This window comes from Ancylobacter lacus, assembly GCF_018390635.1.
In the GTDB taxonomy this organism is placed as follows: domain Bacteria; phylum Pseudomonadota; class Alphaproteobacteria; order Rhizobiales; family Xanthobacteraceae; genus Ancylobacter; species Ancylobacter lacus.
On sequence record NZ_JAHBGE010000012.1, the window covers coordinates 15,886 to 34,479 of the forward strand.

An 18,594-nucleotide genomic window follows, 5' to 3' on the forward strand; every position below is an offset into this window, starting at 1 on the left:
AGGGCTGCGCCGCTTGCGGAGGTCGCCTCGTGCTCCTACATTTTCGCATGGCTGAAGCCGCCTTGATGGCGCCTTGCAGGAAGTGAAGTGTAGCGCCCGACCCCAGCCGTGTTCGGCGCAGACCCAAGAGCCACCCGATGAGCAGCCCCAGCGTCCCCACCCATGTGAAGGTCCTCATCATCGGCTCGGGCCCGGCCGGGTACACCGCGGCGATCTATGCCGCCCGGGCGATGCTGGAGCCGGTGCTGATCCAGGGCATCCAGCCCGGCGGGCAGCTCACCATCACCACGGACGTCGAGAACTACCCCGGCTTCGCCGACCCCATCCAGGGCCCGTGGCTGATGGAGCAGATGCAGGCCCAGGCCGAGCACATGGGCACGCGGATCGTCACCGACATCGTGACCAAGGCCGACCTGTCGCGGCGGCCCTTCCGGCTGGAGACCGACTCCGGGGCGGTGTGGCTGGCGGAGACGCTGATTCTCGCCACCGGCGCTCAGGCCCGCTGGCTGGAGCTGCCCTCCGAGCAGGCTTATCGCGGCTTCGGTGTCTCGGCCTGCGCGACCTGCGACGGCTTCTTCTACCGCGGAAAGCAGGTGCTGGTGGTCGGCGGCGGCAACACCGCGGTGGAAGAGGCGCTGTTCCTGACCAATTTCGCCTCCAAGGTCACGCTGGTGCACCGGCGCGACCATCTGCGGGCCGAGCGGATCCTGCAGGAGCGGCTGTTCAGCCACCCCAAGGTGGAGGTGGTGTGGAACGCGGCGCTGCATGAGATCGTTGGCGAGAACGAGCCGCCCAAGGTGAAGGGCGTGGTGCTGAAGAACGTCGAGACCGGGGCGCTGAGCCAGCGCGACGTCGACGGCGTCTTCATCGCCATCGGCCACGCTCCCGCGACGGAGCTTGTGCATGGTCAGCTTCAGCTCAAGCCGAGCGGTTACGTCTGGACCGCACCGCACTCCACCGCCACCTCGGTGGAGGGCGTGTTCGCGGCGGGCGATGTCGCCGACGACATCTACCGCCAGGCCATCACCGCCGCGGGAATGGGCTGCATGGCGGCGCTGGAGGCGGAACGCTTCCTCGCCGCGCGCGAACCTCTTGCCCAGGCCGCCGAATAGCAAACGCGAGGAACACATGGATTCGCCGAGGTCCCGCGCAGGCGGCATGGACTGGGACAAGCTGAAGGTCTTCCATGTGGCGGCCGAGGCGGGGTCCTTCACCCATGCCGGCGAGGCTCTGGGGCTCTCGCAATCGGCGGTGAGCCGGCAAGTATCTGCGCTGGAACAGGAACTTAACATTCCCCTGTTCCACCGCCATGCCCGCGGGCTGATCCTGACCGAACAGGGCGACCTGCTGTACCGCACCGCCCACGAAGTGTTCATGAAGCTGGAGGCGGCGCGGGCGAAGCTGACCGACAGCCGCGAAAAGCCCAACGGCGAATTGCGCGTCACCACCACCATGGGCCTCGGAACCCATTGGCTCACCGCGCGAATCGGCGAATTCCTCGAGCTTTACCCCGACATCCGCATCACGCTGATTCTCACGGACGAGGAGCTGGACCTCGCCATGCGGGAGGCGGACGTCGCCATCCGCCTGCGCCAGCCGGTGCAGCCGGACCTGATCCAGCGCAAGCTCTTCACCGTGCATTTCCACGCCTTCGCCTCGGCGGAATATCTGAAGCGCAACGGCCACCCGCGCACGCTGGACGAGCTGGAAAAGCACCGGATCATCCTGCTCGGCGGCCCGATTCCCTCCTATTTCCAGGCCCTTAACTGGCTTGAGCGGGCCGGGCTGGAAGACACCCAGGGCGCCCGTGTGCCGGCTCTTTCCGTCAACAATGTGCTCGGCCTCAAGCGCGCGGTGGAGCGCGGCGTCGGCATCGGCATCGTGCCGGATTACCTGCTGGAGGATTCCGCCACGCTGGTTCAGCTCTTCCCCGAGCGGCCGACACCGACGCTGGAAGCCTATTTCGTCTACCCTCAGGAAATGCGCTCGGTGGCGCGAATCCAGGTGTTCCGCGACTTCCTCGTGGCCAAGGCGCAGCGCTGGAATTTCTGAAATATCAATGGATTGCGGCTATTTCGCCGGCTCGATCGCGGCCACGATCTCGCGCGCGACATAGTCCCCGGCGCGGCGCCAGCCCTCGTCCGTGTCACCACGGAAGGTGAGCCAGCGCTCGGCGACCAGCCGGCCGGTAGCCACGTCGAGCACGCCGACCCGCAGCGACAGCACCAGCGTGCTCATTTTATGGACACCGGCGACCAGCACCAGCGCCGCCCCCTCCTCCCGTGCCCGCTCACGCAGCGCGGCGACGCCGGGCGCATCGACCGCGCAGGTCGATTGGCCGCAGGTCAGCGCCAGCACATGAAGGTCGCCCTGCGTGCCGATGTCCCGCCGCAGCGCCGCGGCGAAGTCCTGCAGGCGGGCACGGTGAGGCGCGGTCTGGTCGGCGGCCTCCCCCGACGAATCGGAAAAACCGAGGTCCGCTATGGCGATAGACGTTGTCGCGGCCCGCGCGGGGGCGGCGGCGAGAGCGAGGGTGACAAGCGCGGCGCCTGCCGCAGCCCAGGGGTGCATCATGGTGGCGTTCCTCCGTGGTCCTCTCCCGGGCCCTGAGGAGAAGGCTACGCCGCCGGGGCGGGGTCTGCAACGGAACGTTGCACTACCTCACGAAGCATCATGCTACGGCACAACACCGGGACTCGACGGAAACGCATGCCTGCCATGCAGGCACACTGCGTTGCACTCTGCCCGGACGCTAGGCATATAGGACGTGAGCTGCAGCGACTGCTTCAGCTGTTCCCCTCTGGAAGGTTGCCGCCTCGCGCGGCAAAACTTTAGCCGGGCCCCGCAAGGAGGCCCGGTTTTTTCTTGCCGTGCGGGCCGGAAAACGCCGTCCCGCGCCGTGGCGGGTCGGTGCGGTGAGGTGGACGATGTGTCCATTCACGCGGATGATGTGTCCATTCACGGCCGCCGGTCAGCCGGTGAGGATGTTCTCCACCATGCGGCTCGCCACCTCCTGCTCGGCATAGACCACGAGGTCGGCGCCGGCGGCCCGCAGATGCTCGGTGCCGTCGTCGCTGTGGGCCCGGGCCATGATGAAGAGGTCGCGGCGGCGCTCGCGGGCGGCGGCGACATAGGCCCCCGCCTCCAGCTCGTTCGGCACCGTGACCAGCAGCATGCGGGCGGTGGCGATGCCGGCCTCCTCCAGGATCTCGTCGGGACTGCCGACCGCGACGACGCCGCGCCCGCCCTCGCGCCGCCAGCCCTCCACCTTCAGCCGGTCCTGATCGATGGTCACCAGCGGCAGCCGGGCCTGGCGGAGCTGGGCGGCGATGCCGGCGCCGACCCGGCCAAGCCCGATCAGCAGCACCGGCCCGTCGCCATGGGGCAGGTGCGGCCCGTGCAGCGCCCCGCCCGCCGGCTCGGCGTCCTCCGCGGCGGGGTCGCCGAACAGCCGGCGCGACAGGGCGAACATGAAGGGGTTCAGCGCGATCGAGATGAGCGCGCCCGCCACCACGAGGTCGCGCCCCTCCGCCGGCACCAGCCCCTGCTGCACCCCCAGCCCGATCAGGATGAAGGAGAACTCGCCGATCTGCGACAGGCTCGCGGCGATGGCGCCGGCCAGCCCCCGCCCGCGGCCCAGCAGCCGCACCAGCCCGACCGCGGCCAGCGACTTGATGACGAGGATCACCAGCAGCACCCCGGCGATCTCCAGCGGGTGGCGCAGGATGCCGGGGTCGAACAGCATGCCGACCGAGACGAAGAACAGCACGGCGAAGGCGTCGCGCAGCGGCAGCGAGCCCTCCGCCGCGCGGTGGCTGAGGTCGCTCTCCGCCAGCACCAGCCCGGCGAAGAAGGCGCCCAGCGCGAAGGACACCCCGAACAGCAGCGCCGAGCCATAGGCGATGCCCAGCGCGATGGCGAGCACGGTGAGGGTGAACAGCTCGCGCGAGCCGGTGCGGGCGACCTGCGCCAGCATCCACGGAATCAGCCGCCGCCCCACCACCAGCATGATGACGACAAAGGCCGCCACCCCGCCCAGCGTGGTGCCGATGGAAAGCGACAGCCGCTCGAGATCGGCGCCCTCGCCACGGGCGAGCCCGGCGAAGACCGGCATCAGCACCAGCACGAGGACCATGGCGAGGTCCTCCACCACCAGCCAGCCCACCGCGACGCGGCCCTTCTCGGTTTCCAGCGTGCGGCGCTCCTCCAGCGCCCGCAGCAGCACCACGGTGGAGGCGACCGAGAGGGAAAGGCCGAACACCAGCCCGGCGGCGAGGCTCCAGCCCCACAGCAGCGCGAGCCCCAGCCCCGCCCCGGTCGCCACCGCGATCTGCGCGATCGCCCCGGGCACCGCGATGCTCCAGACCCGCAGCAGGTCGCGCGGGGTGAAGTGCAGCCCCACACCGAACATCAGCAGGATGACCCCGAGCTCGGCAAGCTGCTGGGCCAGCCCGGCATCGGCGACGAAGCCGGGGGTATACGGCCCCACGGCGAGGCCGGCGACGAGATAGCCGACGATGGGGGAGAGCCGCAGCCGCGTCGCCGCATAGCCGAACAGCCCCGCCAGCACGAAACCGATGCAGATCGTGGCGATCAGCGGCACAGAGTGCTGCATTGCGCGGGATTCTCCTCGCTTGCGCGCGATTTCGGGGAGACCGCCGGAGAGCCCCCGCGGCGGCGGGAGAATGGCCCCTGCCGCAGCGAGATGCAATGCGGCGGCGGCGGCACCGGGGGAGGCCGGTGCCGCGAACGTGCCGCGGGGCCCCGCCGGCATGGTGCGGCGAAACCCGATACCGGTTGCTTAATACCGTGAGACGTCGATGATGTGACCGTCGCGCTCAGAGAGACCGGCCATGCTCGATTTCGCCATTCTCGCGCCGCTCGCGGCAGAGCACCTGGAATCGGGGCAGAAGATTGCCGAGACGACCGGCTTCGTCGCCTTTGGCTCGATGAAATGGGAGCTGTTCAGCCGGATCGAGAGCTTGCGCGGCGAGGAGCCGGTCCCGGTCCTGATGTATGCGTCGGACCACGATGTACCGGAGGCCCAACGCCTTCGCGTGAGCTGGACCGGCTTTTACATCGGCTTCGTGCTGGCGAAGGGCGGCGCGCATCCCGCCGGGATGTCCCACCGCCCGCCCACCACGGCGAAATATGCCGCGGACAATAGTGGCCATTGGGCCGTGTTCTGGCACGTGGTGGGCCTCAAGCCGGTGCCGGTGGCACACCGGCCGCCCATCTCGGCGCTGAGGTCCATCAAGGGCGGCTGGCGCAAGGACGCGCCGCCACGGGGGCCGGAGCTGGTGGCGACGCCGGCCCGCTTCGAGACGCTGTTCCCCGCCTGACGGCGTCGCCCGGCCCCGGCGGGCGCGGCGTCATGGCCGCGCGGCGAGCGCCCTCACATGAAGAGGCTCTCGCCCTTCAGGTCCTTGTAGAGGCCGGCGACCTCCTCGGCGTAGCCGTTGTAGATCACGGTGGGGCGGCGCTCGCCGGTGCCGATGTCGCGCTCGCTGGCCTGGCTCCAGCGCGGGTGCGGCACCGCCGGGTTCACATTGGCCCAGAAGCCGTATTCGCGGCCCTGCACCTGCTCCCACAGCCCCACCGGCCGCTCGGCGACGAAGGAAATCCGCACGATCGACTTCACCGACTTGAAGCCGTATTTCCACGGCAGGGCGAGGCGCAGCGGCGCGCCGAACTGGTTCGGCGCCGGCTTGCCATAGACACCGGTGACCATGAAGGCGAGGTCGTTGGTCGCCTCGGCCATCGTCACCCCGTCGACATAGGGCCAGGGATAGACGAAGCGGTTCTGCCCCGGCGCCACTTTGGGGTTCACGAAAGTCTCGAACCGCACATATTTCGCCCCCGACAGCGGCTTGGCATAGGCGACGAGGTCCTTCAGCGGGAAGCCGGTCCACGGCACCGCCATCGACCACGCCTCGACGCAGCGGTGGCGGTAGAGCCGCTCCTCCAGCTTCATGGCGCGGATGATGTCGTCGATGCCGACCTCGCGCGGCTGCTCCACCAGCCCGTCGATCTTCACCACCCAGGGCCGGCGCGGCATCTTCGCGGCGATGCGGGCGACGGAATAGTTCATCTGGTCGGAGCCGAATTCGTAGAAGTTATTGTAGTTGGCGGAGATGTCCTCCGGCGTCACCGGGTGGTCCAGCGTGAAGGCGGGGTTGCGCGGGGCGGGGTAGAGGTCGCGGGTGGGGTCGCCGGCGGGGTCGCCCGCCGCCTGCGCGCCGGCGGGATCGGTGCCGGTGAGCAGCGCGCCGAGCCCGGCGAGGCCGGCGGCGAGCCCGACGCCGGCACCCAGTGCCTGGCGGCGGGAAAAATAGACGCTCTCCGGCGTGGCGGCGCTCTCCGGCAGGTGCCAGCGGGGACGGCGGCGGATCAGCATGGCAGGTCTCCTCGGGTCGATGCCGAGAATACGGAGCCGCCGGGCGGATTGTTACCACGCCGGCATCAACTCGGCGTGCGCACGGGAAAGCCGGGTGGCGGAGAAAACGGCGCCGTGGCGGACGACGGCGCGGGGAATGGCTCGCGCCAGTTCCCCGCCCGCCACGGGCCTGCCCCGCGCCTAGGCGGCGCGGGCGGCGGCGACCACGCTCTCGGCCTCGCGGCCGGCGAGCTCCTGCAGGTGGTCGAACCGGCGCACGAAGCTGCCCACCCCCGCGCTCGCCGAGCGCAGCTCGACGATGAGGTCGCCGATCTCCGCCTCCGGCAGCAGGGCGCGCAGCGTCTCCCAGCCGTCCCAGCCGGGGCGCGGCTCGAAGCCGAGCATCTGGCCGCGCCGGGCGGCGATGAGCGCGTTCACCCGCGCCGCCGCCTCGCCGGGCACGCTGACGACCACCTCGTGCACCGGCTCCAGCAGCACCGGCGCCGCCTCCGGCAGCGCCTCGGCGATGGCGAGCCGGGCGGCTGCGCGGAAGGCCTGATCGGAGGAATCGACGCTGTGATGCGAGCCGTCCAGCAGCTTCACCTCGACATCCACCACGGGAAAGCCGAGCGCGCCCTGCCGCAGCGCCTCGCGCGCGCCCTCCTCCACCGCGCCGACATATTGCCGGGGCACCACGCCGCCGGTGCTGGCATCGACGAAGCGCACCCCGGCGCCGCGCGGCAGCGGGCTGATCTCCAGCACCACATCGCCGAACTGGCCATGGCCGCCGGACTGCTTCTTGTGGCGGCCGCGCCGGGTCACCGGCCGGCGGATGGTCTCGCAATAGCCGACGCGCGGCGGGCGCGTCGCCACCGTCACGCCGAAGCGGGCGGCGAGCCGCTCCACCGCCACCCGCAGATGCATCTCGCCCTGCCCGGCGAGCCGGATCTCGCCCCGCTCGGCATCGTGCTCCACCACCAGCGAGGGGTCCTCCTCGGCCAGCCGGGCAAGGGCGAGGCCGAGCTTCACGTCGTCCTTGCGCTCGTGGGCGGCGAGGCACAGCGCCAGCACCGGGGCCGGCGGCGGCGCGGCCGGGCGCGGCGTCGGGCGCGGGGCGATGAAGTCGCCGGTGGCGGCGTGCTCCAGCCGCGTCAGCGCGACGAGGTCGCCGGCCACCGCGACCCGACGCTTCTCCAGCCCGCCGCAGCCGGGCTCCAGCACGCCGGCCACCCGGTCGGCCACGCCCTGCCCGCCGATCAGCGGGGCGCCCTCGGCAATCTCGCCGGCCAGCACCCGGGCGAGCGAGACCTTGCCGCCATGGGTGGTGTGCAGGGTCTTGACCACGCAGGCGAGCGGCGCGTCCGCCGGCACCCCGAGCCGGGCGCGGGTGGCGGCGACGTCCGGCGCCTCATGGCGCAGCGCCTTGAGCAGGCGGCCGACGCCATGGCCATGCGCGGCCGAGCCGATCAGCACCGGGCAGGCGGCGCCCTGGCGCAGCTCCTCGGCGAGGTCATCGAAGACGAGGTCGCGCGGCGGCTCGATGTCGTCGAGAAGCTGTTCCAGCAGCGCGTCGTCATGGTCGGCCAGCTTCTCCAGCAGGGAGAAGCGCGCCTTGCGCTCCAGCGGCAGCAGGTCGCCTTCCAGCGGCACCACCTGCGAGGCGGCGTGCTCGCGGTAGACATAGGCCCGCTCCAGCGCGAGATCGACGAAGCCGACCGCGATGCCGTCCCGCCAGATCGGGATCTGCCGCAGCAGCAGCGGCACCGTGGAGGCCCGCTGCAGCAGGCCGAGCGCGGCGTGGAGGTCGCCCTCCGCCTTGTCGATCTTGTTGAGGAACAGCAGGTGCGGCAGCCCCCGCGCCTCCAGATCGCGCAGGATGAGCTGAAGCTGCGGCAGCTTGCGGGGGTCGGCCTCACACACCACCACGGCGAGGTCGGCGGCCTCCAGCGCGCCCCGCGCCTCCTGGGCGAACTCGACCGAGCCGGGGCAGTCGATGAAGCCGTAGCTGTCGCCGAGATAGCGCGTCGTCGCCACGGTGAGATCGAGGCTCATATGGTGGGCGCGGGCCTCGGGCGAGGCGTCGGCGAGGCTGGTGCCGGCCTCCACGCTGCCCGGCCGGGCGATCGCCCCGGTATGGGCCATGATCGCCTCGAACAGGGTGGACTTGCCGCTCTGGAACGGGCCGACCAGCGCGATGGCGCGCGCGCCGCCGGCCCTCGGTCGCGCCCGCGACGGGGCGGCCTCATGCGGGGATGCACGATGGTCCATGGTGTCCTCCTTGCCGGGCATCGCCCCCGCCCTCGGCAGGAGGCCGGTGCCGCGCACGTTCGGCCGGCGCAGGACGGGATCGGCGTCGACCCTTGAGGAGGCCCATGGTCCGCCGATCCGGCGGCGGGCACAAGGCGGCTGTCGTGCGGTGCAGCAGCAGGGGTGCAGACGCGAACGGCCCCGCAGCGCGGGCTGCGGGGCCGCCGGAGATCAATGGATGCCGGGTCGCCCCGGAAGCCTCAGAAGACGCCCCGGCGACGCCGGGATGGCCTCAGAGCGCGCGCAGGTGCAGGTCGCCCACGCCCACGGCGAGGTTCACGCCGGTCTGGCCGCCGCCGGAGAAGGGCTGCAGCGCGATGGTGTTCTTCGAGCCGCCGAGCAGCGCGTTGCCCTGCACGCCCACGCCCACCGCCACGGCGCCGGCAACGCCGACATAGGTGCCGGTGATGTCCTTGGGGCCGACCGAGCGGGTGGGGGCGAGAACGCTCCACACCAGCATGTTCTTGCCGGTCACGCCGAGATCGATGCCCCAGCGGCTGATGGTGCCCTCATAGGCGTAGTGCACGCCGCGGGTGTTGACGAAGGTGCAGTCCAGCGTGCGCCTGGAGCCGATGATGAAGCTCACCGACTTGGAGCCGACGCAGGTCAGCGTGCCGGCGGCGACGTTGGACTTGGTCTGGGCGGCGGCGGGGGTCGCCAGCGCGCCGGCGGCGAGGCCGGCGACAAGGGCGGCGCGAAGCAGGGTCGGACGGAACATCATGTTCTCCTGAGGGTCGTGCAGAACGGCCGCGCCGGCGGCGCGGCTGTCAATCGATGGGCGCGCCATTGACCGACCGGACCACCGGCCGGTCAAGGACGCAGATCAAACTCAGCGCAGCGAACCGCAGAAACGCTGGATGCGCAGGCAGGCTTCCTCGACGTCCTTGGTGGCGGTCGCGTAGGAAATGCGGAACGCCGGGCCAAGGCCGAAGGCCGCGCCGTGGACAACGGCAACGCCTTCGGCTTCGAGCAGTTCGGTCGCGAAGATCTCGTCGTTCTCGATCACCCTGCCCGCGGCCGTCGACTTGCCGATGACACCGGCGCAGGAGGGATAGACATAGAACGCGCCTTCCGGCTTCGGGCAGGTGATGCCGGAGGCCTGGTTCAGCATGGAGACGGCGAGGTCGCGCCGCTCCTTGAAGATCTTGTTGTTGGCGGCGATGAAGTCCTGCGGGCCGTTCAGCGCCTCGACCGCCGCCCACTGGGCGATGGAGTTGGGGTTGGAGGTCGACTGCGACTGCAGCGTGCCCATCGCCTTGATCAGCGCCTCCGGCCCGCCGGCATAGCCGATGCGCCAGCCGGTCATGCAGTAGGCCTTGGAGACGCCGTTCATGGTGAGGGTGCGCTCATAGAGCGACGGCTCGACCTGGGCCGGGGTCACGAACTCGAAATCGTCATAGACGAGATGCTCGTACATGTCGTCGGTGAGGATCCAGACGTGGGGATGGCGCACCAGCACGTCGGTGAGCGCCTTCATCTCGTCGCGGGAATAGGCCGCGCCCGTCGGGTTCGACGGCGAGTTGAAGATCAGCCACTTGGTCTTCGGCGTGATGGCGGCTTCCAGCGCCTCCGGCTTCAGCTTGAAGTCGTCCTCGAGCCGGGTCTCCACCGGCACCGGGGTGCCGCCGGCGAACTGCACGATGTCGGGATAGCTGACCCAGTACGGCGCGGGGATGATGACCTCGTCGCCGGCATCCACCGTCGCGAGCAGCGCGTTGAACAGCACCTGCTTGCCGCCGGTGCCGACCGTGATCTGGCTCGGCTTGTAGGTGAGGCCGTTCTCGCGCTTGAACTTGGCGACGATGGCCGCCTTCAGCTCCGGGATGCCGTCCACCGCGGTGTAGCGGGTCTGGCCATCGCGGATCGCCTTGACGGCGGCGTCCTTGATGTTGTCCGGGGTCTCGAAGTCGGGTTCGCCGGCGGCCATCGCGATCACGTCGCGGCCCGCCGCTTTCAGTTCACGCGCCTTGTTGGAAATGGCGATCGTGGCCGAAGGCTGGATGCGCTTCATGGCGGCGGACAGCAGGCTCATGGCCGGACTCCCTTGGCGTGGGTTTTGCGCGCGACAACTAGTCGAGCCCTTGCGCGGGAGCAAGCGATTCCCCACCTCGCCGCCAGCGGGGGGCTGCATTATGGTGTCGCGCCGGCGGATCGGGCGGCGGGGACGGGAAATCGGCGTGTTCAGGCTCTACGCGACCCAGAGTTCGGGCAATTGCTACAAGGTCCGGCTGCTGCTGGCCAAGCTCGCCCTGCCGTTCGAGCATGTCGAGGTCGACCTGTTCCGGGGCGAGAACCGCACGCCGGACTTCCTGATGAAGAACCCGGAGGGGCGGGTGCCGCTGCTGGAACTGCCCGGCGGGCGCCACCTCGCGGAGTCGAACGCCATACTCGTCTATCTCGCCGAGGGCACCGAGTACCTGCCGGCCGACCGGCTGGACCGCGCCGAGGCGCTGCGCTGGATGTTCTTCGAGCAGCACAGCCACGAGCCGGCGATCGGGGCGGCGCGGTTCTGGCTCACCCTGATGCGGGGCGGGCGCGAGCTGCGCACCCACGACATCGACCGCTGGCAGGAGGAAGGCTATGCCGCGCTCGGGGTGATGGAGCGGCACCTCACCCGGCGGCGCTACTTCGTCGGCGACCGGCTGACCGTGGCGGATATCGCGCTCTTCGCCAACACCCATGTCGCCGCCGATGCCGAACTGGATGTCGGCGCCTTTCCGGCGGTGAGCGACTGGCTCGCCCGGGTCGCCTCGGCGCCCGACCATGTCGGCATGGACTGGCGCCCCGCCGGACCGGGCGCCCTGCTGCCGGCGTGAGGGCCGCTGCGGAAGGCGCGCGGCGCCCGCCCGGGGCCCCGCCGTGTTAACGAAGTGTTAACCTCTTGACATCGTTCACGAACATTCGACGCCTGCCGCAAAATTGCCTTGAAATCGCAGCGTCCGGCCGCAGTCGCGGCCTGTGGCGGCCCCGTTCCCCACGGAACCTGACGGTATCGGAAACCGACCGATTCAGGTCGAGCGAGCCGGAGGCCGCCATGAACGAGGTCAGCGTCAGCCCTCTCGAAGCCCCCCGCAACACCCGCGGGCGGCTGCGCCACGCGGTGATGGAAGCGGGCGTCGTGCTCTCCCTCACCTTCGCCATCGTCGCGGTGATCTGCGCCTTCGGGCTGGACGGCGCTGGCGCCAGCGAGCTTCACGGCACCGTCGCCGTGGCCGGCCGGGTGACGGTGGGCGCCGCCCTGCTCTCGGTCTTCGCCGGCATGTGCGTGCTCACCACCTTCATGCTGCGCAACACCTCCAGCCGCGCCGCGCTGGCCCGGTCGGCGCGTCGCGGCACCCGGCAGGGCTGAAGCGGCGCGCCCTCCCCGGCCCGTGCGACGCCGGCGGCGCCGCGACGCCCGCCCCCTCGCCCCGCGCCGAGGGCTTCCACCTTCCTGCACCGCGACCTGACGCAGCGTCTCACGCGCTTTTCATGGCCTTCCACGGCCCCGGCGGTGGGATCGGCCGCGATGCCGTGCTTTATGGCTGGGGTCCGACACCTGCCGGAGCCGCCCCGTGACCCCGACGCCGATCTCCCGCCCGCGCCTGCGCGCCGTGCTGCTCGCCGCCCTGCTGGCGCTGCCCGCCGGCCTGCCGGCGGCCCGCGCGCAGGAGGCGGCGCACCCCGAGCCCTCTTCCGCCGGCCCGCTCGCGGTGGAAACCGTCGCCGCCGGGCTCGACAGCCCGTGGGGCCTCGCCTTCCTGCCCGACGGCCGCCTGCTGGTGACCGAGCGGGTGGGCCGGCTGCGCATCGTCTCGCCCAACGGCACGGTCTCCGCCCCCGTGGCCGGGGTGCCGCCGGTCTTCGCCTCGGGACAGGGCGGGCTGCTCGACGTGGCGCTGGCGCCCGATTTCGCCGACAGCCGCCTCGTCTACCTCTCCTATGCCGAGCCGCGCGAGGGCGCCTCCGGCACCAGCGTCGCCCGCGGCCGGCTGGTGGAGAGCGGCGGCGCCGCCCGGCTGGAGGACGTGCAGGTGATCTTCCGGCAGCAGCCGGCGGTGGGCGGGTCGAGCCATTACGGCTCCCGCCTCGTCTTCGCCCGCGACGGCACGCTGTTCGTCACGCTGGGCGACCGCTACTCCCAGCGCGACCGGGCGCAGGACCTCTCCACCCATCTCGGCAAGGTGGTGCGCATCGCCGCCGACGGCGAGGTGCCGGCCGACAACCCCTTCGCCCGCACCCCCAATGCCCGCCCGGAGATCTGGAGCTACGGCCACCGCAACCCGCAGGGCGCCGCGCTCGACCCCGCCACCGGCCAGCTCTGGACCGTGGAGCACGGCGCGCGCGGCGGCGACGAGCTGAACCACCCGCAGGCCGGCCGTAACTATGGCTGGCCGGTCATCACCTATGGCCGCGACTATTCCGGCGCGCCCATCGGCGAGGGCACGCGGAAAGACGGCATGGAGCAGCCGGTGACCTATTGGGACCCCTCCATCGCGCCCTCCGGCCTCACCTTCTACACCGGCGACCTGCTGCCGGCGTGGAAGGGCGACCTGTTCGTCGGCGCGCTGGCGGGGGCGAAGCTGGTGCGGCTGCGGCTCAACGCCGACAAGAGCGCGGTGGTGCAGCAGGAGGACCTGCTGGCCGACCTCGGCGAGCGCATCCGCGACGTGGCGCAGGGCGCGGACGGCGCGCTCTGGCTGCTGACCGACGACCCCGGCAATGGCCGGCTGCTGCGGCTCGCCCCGCAGGGCTGAGCCGGCCGCCCCTGCCGCCGGCGCTCAGAACCGGTGGAAGATGAAGAACGCCCCGGCGCTGATGAAGGCGAAGCCGACCAGGTGGTTCCAGCCGATCGGCTCCTTCAGCCACAGCACGGAGAAGCCGGCGAAGACCAGCAGGGTGATGACCTCCTGCATGGTCTTGAGCTGGGCGGTGGAATAGACCTCCGAGCCCATCCGGTTCGCCGGCACGGCGAGGCAGTACTCGAAGAAGGCGATGCCCCAGCTCACCAGAACCACGACATAGAGCGCCGCGCCCTTGTGCTTGAGGTGGCCGTACCACGCGAAGGTCATGAACACGTTGGAGGCGACCAGCAGCAGGATCGGCGCCAGCGCCGGGGGGATGAAGCCGGGCATCGGAACTCCGGGGCGGGTGGAAGCGGGGGAGAGGCGGTTCGTTCGTATACGTTCGGCGTGCGCGAGGCGATCAGCCGTAGCGCAGCTTCAGCGACAGGATGCCGAGCAGCAGCACGAAGGTGACGGCATTGGCGAGGATGACCGGCAGCGAGCCGATCAGCAGCCCATAGACAAGCCACAGCCCGACGCCGGCGGCGAAGGCGAGATAGGCGACGAGGGAGAGGTCGCGGGTCTCGCGGCTGCGCAGCACCTTCAGCGCCTGCGGCAGCCAGCACAGCGTGGTGAGCACGGCGGCGGCGGCGCCGATCAGTTCGGTGGAAAGGCTCGTCCCGGCCATGGCGTGGTCTCGGCAAGGGGCTTGGCGGAGGCTGGCTCCGCAGGGGATCGGCGCTCGGCACGCCGGCGCGTGGCGCGCTGCCGAGGCCTCCCACGCGGCCTCCCCGCTGTCAATCCGCCGGCCGGCGCGGCTTCCTCACATCTCCGCCCAGTGCCGCAGCAGATTGTGATAGACATTCGCCAGCGACAGCACCGCCGGGTCCTCGTCCGGCAGCCGCGAGCGCGCCGCGATGATCGCCATGTCGAGGTCGTAGAGCAGCGTGCGCCGCTCGTCCGAGCGGATCATCGACTGGGTCCAGAAGAACGACGCCCAGCGGCTGCCGCGGGTCACGGCATTGACGCTGTGCAGGCTGGAGGCGGGATAGACCACCGCGTGCCCCGCCGGCAGCTTCACCTCCTGGGTGCCGAACGTGTCCTCGATCACCAGCTCGCCGCCGTCATAGTCCTCGGGATCGGTGAGGAAGACGGTGGTGGAAACGTCCGCCCGCAGCCGCGCCCCGCTGCCGGGAATGGAGCGGATGGCGCCGTCGACATGGGCGCCGAAGGTCATGCCGACATCGTAGCGGTTGAACATCGGCGGCAGCACCCGCAGCGGCATCGCCGCCGAGGTGAAGGTGGGGTTGCGTCCCAGCGCCTGCAGCACGAGATCGCCCAGCTCCGCCGCCTCGGCGGAGTCGGTGGGAATCTGCAGGTTGAGCTTGGCCCGCGCCGCCTGCGCCCCGGCGGTGACGCGCCCGTCCACCCAGCGCGAGCCCTCCAGCACGCGCCGGCAATGGGCGACCTCGGCGGGGGAGAGCAGGTCGGGAATGGCGATGAGCATGGCGGCTCCTGGCGGGTCGGGTCAGAAAAGGAGGGGCAAAGGGGCAAAGCCGCGAGCGGCTTTCCCGCCGGAGGCGGGTCAAAAGGCTCTCCCGCCGGGGGCGGGCTAAAAAGGAGGGGAAAGCCGCGAGCGGCTTTCCCCGGAGTGCGTCCCATGACGGACGGTCGTGAAGCGGTCAGAAGGTGGCGCCGAGCGTCACCGTGAAGGCGCGGCCGGAGGCCGGCACGGCGCGGTTGCCCCAGCCCTGGGCGTAGTTGAGGTGGTCGGTCAGGTTGTAGCCGTTGAGCGCCACCCGGTACTTGTCCCAGGCATAGGAGAGCATCGCGTCCAGCGAGAAGGTCTCCGGGATGACCGCGGAATTGGCGCTGTTGGTGTAGTAGTCGTCGGCATAGGTGATGCCGGCGCCGACCAGCAGCTTGCCGGGAAGCTGCTTGAACACGTCCTTGCTCAGCTCGTAGGTGGTCCACAGCGTGAAGTTGTTCGGCGAGACGAAGGGCACGTCATTGCCGACATAGCTGGCGGTGGTCGAGGTCAGGATTTCGCTGCTATAATAGGCGTAGCCCGCCTGCACGCTCCAGGCGTCGGTGATCATGCCGGTGACACCGAGCTCGACGCCCTCGACGCGCTGGGTCTCGCCGGTCTCCACCGAGTCGCCGGTGACGGGGTCGGTGTAGAACACATTGCTCTTCTCGACCCGGAACAGCGCGCCGGTGAGGCCGAGCCGGCCGCCGAACAGCGAGATCTTGCCGCCGATTTCCCAGGTGTCGTTGTCTTCCGGCTCCAGATTGTTCTGGGTCGGGCTGACGACGGTGACGTCGTTGGAGGGATAGGCGCCCTGCGGGGTGAAGGACTTGGCGTAGGAGACGTAATAGGTCTGGAACGCGGTCGGCTCCCAGATCAGCGCGAATTTCGGACTCCAGAACTGGGTGTTGGCGTCGGCGTCGACCCAGGTGCCGGAGCTGCCGGCGCAGGTCCCCGCCGTGTTCACGCACCAGTAGCTGTAGTCGGTGGAGTAGTTGTCGTAGCGGGTGCCGGCGAGGAAGGAAATCTCGTCGGTGAACCACACCCGGTCGCTGACGAACAGGCCGACATCGGTGGTGGAGGAATCGCGGATGCCGTTGTTGCCGTTCGGGTTGCTGTAGAGCGAATAGCCCGTGGTGTTGGCGTAGACCGGGTTCCAGATGGTCGAGGTGCCCTTGGAGCCGTTCACCGAGATCAGCGTGCGCTCGTCGTCGACGAAATACATGTCGAGGCCGCCGACCAGCTCGTGGCGCAGCGCGCCGGTCTGGAACTTGGCGACGAGGGTGGTGATGTTCTGCGCCGCCCAGGTCTCCTGGTCGAAGCCGGGATTGCCGCCGCCGAAGGCGATGGCGGGGTCGAGCCCGTCGAAGAACTGGCCGGTGCAGCTCGCGTTATAGGCCGCCGCGCTGGTGGTGCTGGTGCCGCAGCCCGGCACCGAGGCGGAGAATTCGCGGGTGTAGTAGGCGACGCGGCTGTCATTGGTCACGGTCAGCCAGTCGTTCACCTCGCGCTTGTAGTTGGCGGTGAACATGTTGGCGTCGGTGATGTCCTTGTCCGTGACCTTGCCGTAGAACGTCGAGCCGGGCACGCCCCATTCCGTCACCGGCTTGCCGAGCGAGCCGTAATTGGCGACATCGCTGTAGCCGGGGGTGACGATCGGCACGCCGTAGTCCGGCGTGCGGTCGCCGTGCTGGTAGAGATAGTTGAAGTACAGCGTCTGGTCGGTGCCGAGGCCGAAGCCGAGCGAGCCCATGAGGCCGTAGCGGTTGTTCTCGACATGGTCGCGGTCGACCACGTCCTGCTCGTTCACCATCGCCACCAGCCGGAATGCCGAGGTCGCGCTGAGCTGCTTGTTGAGGTCGATGACGCCGCGATAGAGCGGGCCGGAGCCGAACTGGCCCTCGAAATCGTAGACGTCGCCGAGATGGGCCTGCTTGAGCTGGCTGTTGATGACGCCGCCGGTGGTGCCGAGGCCGAAGCTCTCGGAGGACGGCCCCTTCAGCACCTCGACGCTCTCATAGGCGAAGCTGTCGCGGACATAGACGCCGAAATCGCGCAGGCCGTTGATGTAGATATCGCCCTTGGCCTGGAAGCCGCGGATGCGGAACTGGTCGCCATTCATGCCGCCGCCGCCCTCGCCGATGCCGACGGTGACGCCCGGCACGTTGCGCAGCGCCTGGTCCAGCGTGGTGACGCCCTGCTGCTGCATCTGCTCCTGCGAGATGACCTGAATGGTCTGCGGCGTGTCCAGGATGGTGCCGGGCAGCCGCGAGAGGCCGGTGGTCGCTTCCAGCGTGTTGGCGGGAACGCCCTCCCCCTCCACGGTGACGGTCGGCAGTTCCTCGGTGCCGGCAGCCGTCGCCGTGGCGGCCTGCTGCGCCGACGCATCGAACAGCGGCAGCGCCGACATGGTGACGGCAAGTCCGGTGAGCGCCGTGTTCGATGCCGTCGGCCGCAAAGTCTTCAACTTCTTCATTACCCCGAGCCCCACGTGTCTGGCGTTGTGGGCCCTGCATAGGACGCAGCGTTAAAGGCAATCAAATGCTATGTTTTTTATGTATTCCAATAAAACTGGTAACCACTCCTGAAATGACACAGTTTTTAGTTATTACAAAATGAGACTTCATGAAAAAGTCTTGTTCCATGGGGGCTGGCGACATTAAGACATCGGCGCAATGGCGGGGAAACGGCGCTGTTGCCGCTACGCAACATGCCGTCACTTTCAAGCGGTGCACGATGAACGAAGGCTGGATCACCTATCCCGCGCTGAAGCGGCTCGGGCCCGAGGGGCTGACCGACCGTCTCGCCGCCGGGCCGGAGGCGGCGGCGCGCTGGGTCGAGGCCGGGGCGCTGAACGGCCTCGTCGGCGCGCAGATCGCTTGGGGGCAGATGCTGGTGGACGGCACCGGCGTGCCGCGCGACCCGGCGGCGGGGCTGCGCTGGTTCCGCATCGCGGCGGAGACCGGCGATCTCGACGCCATCACCCTGGTGGGCCGGGCCCATGAGCTCGGCTGGGGCGTGGCGGTGGACAAGGCGGAAGCGGCGCGCCACTTCGCCCGCGCCGCGGCGCGCGGCCACGTCTGGGCGCAGTTCAATCTCGGCCGGCTGCTGCTGGAAGGCGACGGCGTGGCGCCGGACCGCCGCGCCGCGCTGGGCTGGCTGCTGCGCGCCGCCGGGCAGGGCCACGCCAAGGCGATGACGCTGCTCGGCCGCTACGCTGAACAGGGCTGGGAAGGCCGGGTGCGCCCCGCCGCGGCGCTGCGCTGGTACCACCGGGCCGCGCTGGGCGGGGATTTCCGCGGGCAGTTCGACCTCGGCCGGCTGCTGGCGGCGCAGGGCGCGCACGAGGCCGCCGCGCTGTGGTTCGCCCGCGCGGTGGAAGGGGGCTTTCCGGCCTTCTGCCGGCAGGCCGGGGCCGGGCTGCGCGAGAGCGGGGTGCCGGCCTTCGCGGCGATCGCCCGGCGGGCGCTGGAGCGGGCCTGCGCCAGCGGCGAGCCGGCGGATCTGCGGGCCTATGCCGCCGCGCTGGCGGCGGGGCTCGGAGGCCCGGCGGAGGCGGCCGAAGCCCGGCCGCTGCTCGCCCGGGCGAACGCGCTGGAGGCGGCCCCGCCCGCGCCGAC

General features: G+C 70.4%; 17 protein-coding genes. 7 read left to right on the forward strand and 10 right to left on the reverse strand.

The window, feature by feature from the left end; translation table 11 throughout:
• The first annotated feature begins 137 nt into the window (after positions 1-137).
• The gene (trxB, locus tag KHC27_RS03830) at positions 138-1,112 is read left to right on the forward strand and encodes a thioredoxin-disulfide reductase (protein ID WP_213335267.1); all 975 of its coding nucleotides are present in this window, start codon (positions 138-140) and stop codon (positions 1,110-1,112) included.
• A gap of 46 nt (positions 1,113-1,158) precedes the next feature.
• Complete coding sequence (locus KHC27_RS03835; RefSeq protein WP_213335301.1) at positions 1,159-2,052, forward strand: LysR family transcriptional regulator; 894 nt, start codon at positions 1,159-1,161, stop codon at positions 2,050-2,052.
• Positions 2,053-2,070: 18 nt separating this feature from the next.
• Here KHC27_RS03835 and KHC27_RS03840 read toward each other — a convergent pair whose 3' ends face one another.
• Entirely contained in the window at positions 2,071-2,574 is a 504-nt protein-coding gene (locus KHC27_RS03840; RefSeq protein ID WP_246518837.1) for a DUF2380 domain-containing protein, read from the reverse strand.
• A 397-nt stretch (positions 2,575-2,971) separates the two neighbouring features.
• On the reverse strand, positions 2,972-4,615 hold the full coding sequence (locus KHC27_RS03845) for a cation:proton antiporter domain-containing protein (RefSeq protein ID WP_213335270.1): 1,644 nt from the start codon (positions 4,613-4,615) through the stop codon (positions 2,972-2,974).
• 238 nt (positions 4,616-4,853) lie between these two features.
• Here KHC27_RS03845 and KHC27_RS03850 point away from each other — a divergent pair, with 238 nt between their 5' ends.
• Positions 4,854-5,342: a hypothetical protein gene (locus KHC27_RS03850; protein WP_213335273.1), complete on the forward strand. Its 489-nt coding sequence runs from the start codon at positions 4,854-4,856 to the stop codon at positions 5,340-5,342.
• 53 nt (positions 5,343-5,395) lie between these two features.
• On the opposite strand, the gene msrP is transcribed toward KHC27_RS03850, so the two are convergent.
• The 4 genes from msrP to KHC27_RS03870 all read right to left on the reverse strand — a co-directional run bounded on the left by msrP (position 5,396) and on the right by KHC27_RS03870 (position 10,715).
• A complete protein-coding gene (msrP, locus tag KHC27_RS03855) occupies positions 5,396-6,397 on the reverse strand; it encodes a protein-methionine-sulfoxide reductase catalytic subunit MsrP (RefSeq protein ID WP_213335276.1) in 1,002 nt (333 codons plus the stop codon).
• Positions 6,398-6,577: 180 nt separating this feature from the next.
• Entirely contained in the window at positions 6,578-8,644 is a 2,067-nt protein-coding gene (locus KHC27_RS03860; protein ID WP_213335278.1) for an elongation factor G, read from the reverse strand.
• 271 nt (positions 8,645-8,915) lie between these two features.
• A complete protein-coding gene (locus KHC27_RS03865; RefSeq protein WP_213335279.1) occupies positions 8,916-9,401 on the reverse strand; it encodes a DUF992 domain-containing protein in 486 nt (161 codons plus the stop codon).
• 111 nt (positions 9,402-9,512) lie between these two features.
• Positions 9,513-10,715 carry a pyridoxal phosphate-dependent aminotransferase gene (locus tag KHC27_RS03870; protein ID WP_213335281.1) on the reverse strand — a complete coding sequence of 401 codons (1,203 nt, stop codon included), beginning with the start codon at positions 10,713-10,715 and terminating at the stop codon, positions 9,513-9,515.
• A 145-nt stretch (positions 10,716-10,860) separates the two neighbouring features.
• On the opposite strand from KHC27_RS03870, the gene KHC27_RS03875 reads away from it, so the two are divergent.
• From KHC27_RS03875 to KHC27_RS03885, 3 genes are all read left to right on the forward strand, one after another.
• Positions 10,861-11,499: a glutathione S-transferase family protein gene (locus KHC27_RS03875; protein WP_213335283.1), complete on the forward strand. Its 639-nt coding sequence runs from the start codon at positions 10,861-10,863 to the stop codon at positions 11,497-11,499.
• Between the two features lie 218 nt (positions 11,500-11,717).
• On the forward strand, positions 11,718-12,032 hold the full coding sequence (locus KHC27_RS03880; RefSeq protein WP_213335285.1) for a hypothetical protein: 315 nt from the start codon (positions 11,718-11,720) through the stop codon (positions 12,030-12,032).
• 205 nt (positions 12,033-12,237) lie between these two features.
• Positions 12,238-13,419 (forward strand): PQQ-dependent sugar dehydrogenase, encoded by a 1,182-nt coding sequence (locus KHC27_RS03885; RefSeq protein WP_425514856.1) that lies wholly within the window; start codon positions 12,238-12,240, stop codon positions 13,417-13,419.
• Positions 13,420-13,443: 24 nt separating this feature from the next.
• Here KHC27_RS03885 and KHC27_RS03890 read toward each other — a convergent pair whose 3' ends face one another.
• The 4 genes from KHC27_RS03890 to KHC27_RS03905 all read right to left on the reverse strand — a co-directional run bounded on the left by KHC27_RS03890 (position 13,444) and on the right by KHC27_RS03905 (position 17,450).
• The gene (locus KHC27_RS03890) at positions 13,444-13,797 is read right to left on the reverse strand and encodes a DMT family protein (RefSeq protein ID WP_213335287.1); all 354 of its coding nucleotides are present in this window, start codon (positions 13,795-13,797) and stop codon (positions 13,444-13,446) included.
• A 70-nt stretch (positions 13,798-13,867) separates the two neighbouring features.
• Positions 13,868-14,134 carry a SemiSWEET family sugar transporter gene (locus tag KHC27_RS03895; protein ID WP_213335289.1) on the reverse strand — a complete coding sequence of 89 codons (267 nt, stop codon included), beginning with the start codon at positions 14,132-14,134 and terminating at the stop codon, positions 13,868-13,870.
• A gap of 135 nt (positions 14,135-14,269) precedes the next feature.
• Positions 14,270-14,953 (reverse strand): Fe2+-dependent dioxygenase, encoded by a 684-nt coding sequence (locus KHC27_RS03900; RefSeq protein WP_213335292.1) that lies wholly within the window; start codon positions 14,951-14,953, stop codon positions 14,270-14,272.
• A 175-nt stretch (positions 14,954-15,128) separates the two neighbouring features.
• Positions 15,129-17,450 (reverse strand): TonB-dependent receptor, encoded by a 2,322-nt coding sequence (locus KHC27_RS03905; RefSeq protein ID WP_246518839.1) that lies wholly within the window; start codon positions 17,448-17,450, stop codon positions 15,129-15,131.
• 260 nt (positions 17,451-17,710) lie between these two features.
• On the opposite strand from KHC27_RS03905, the gene KHC27_RS03910 reads away from it, so the two are divergent.
• Positions 17,711-18,594: tetratricopeptide repeat protein (locus tag KHC27_RS03910; RefSeq protein WP_213335295.1), on the forward strand; the 884-nt coding region annotated here is incomplete at its 3' end.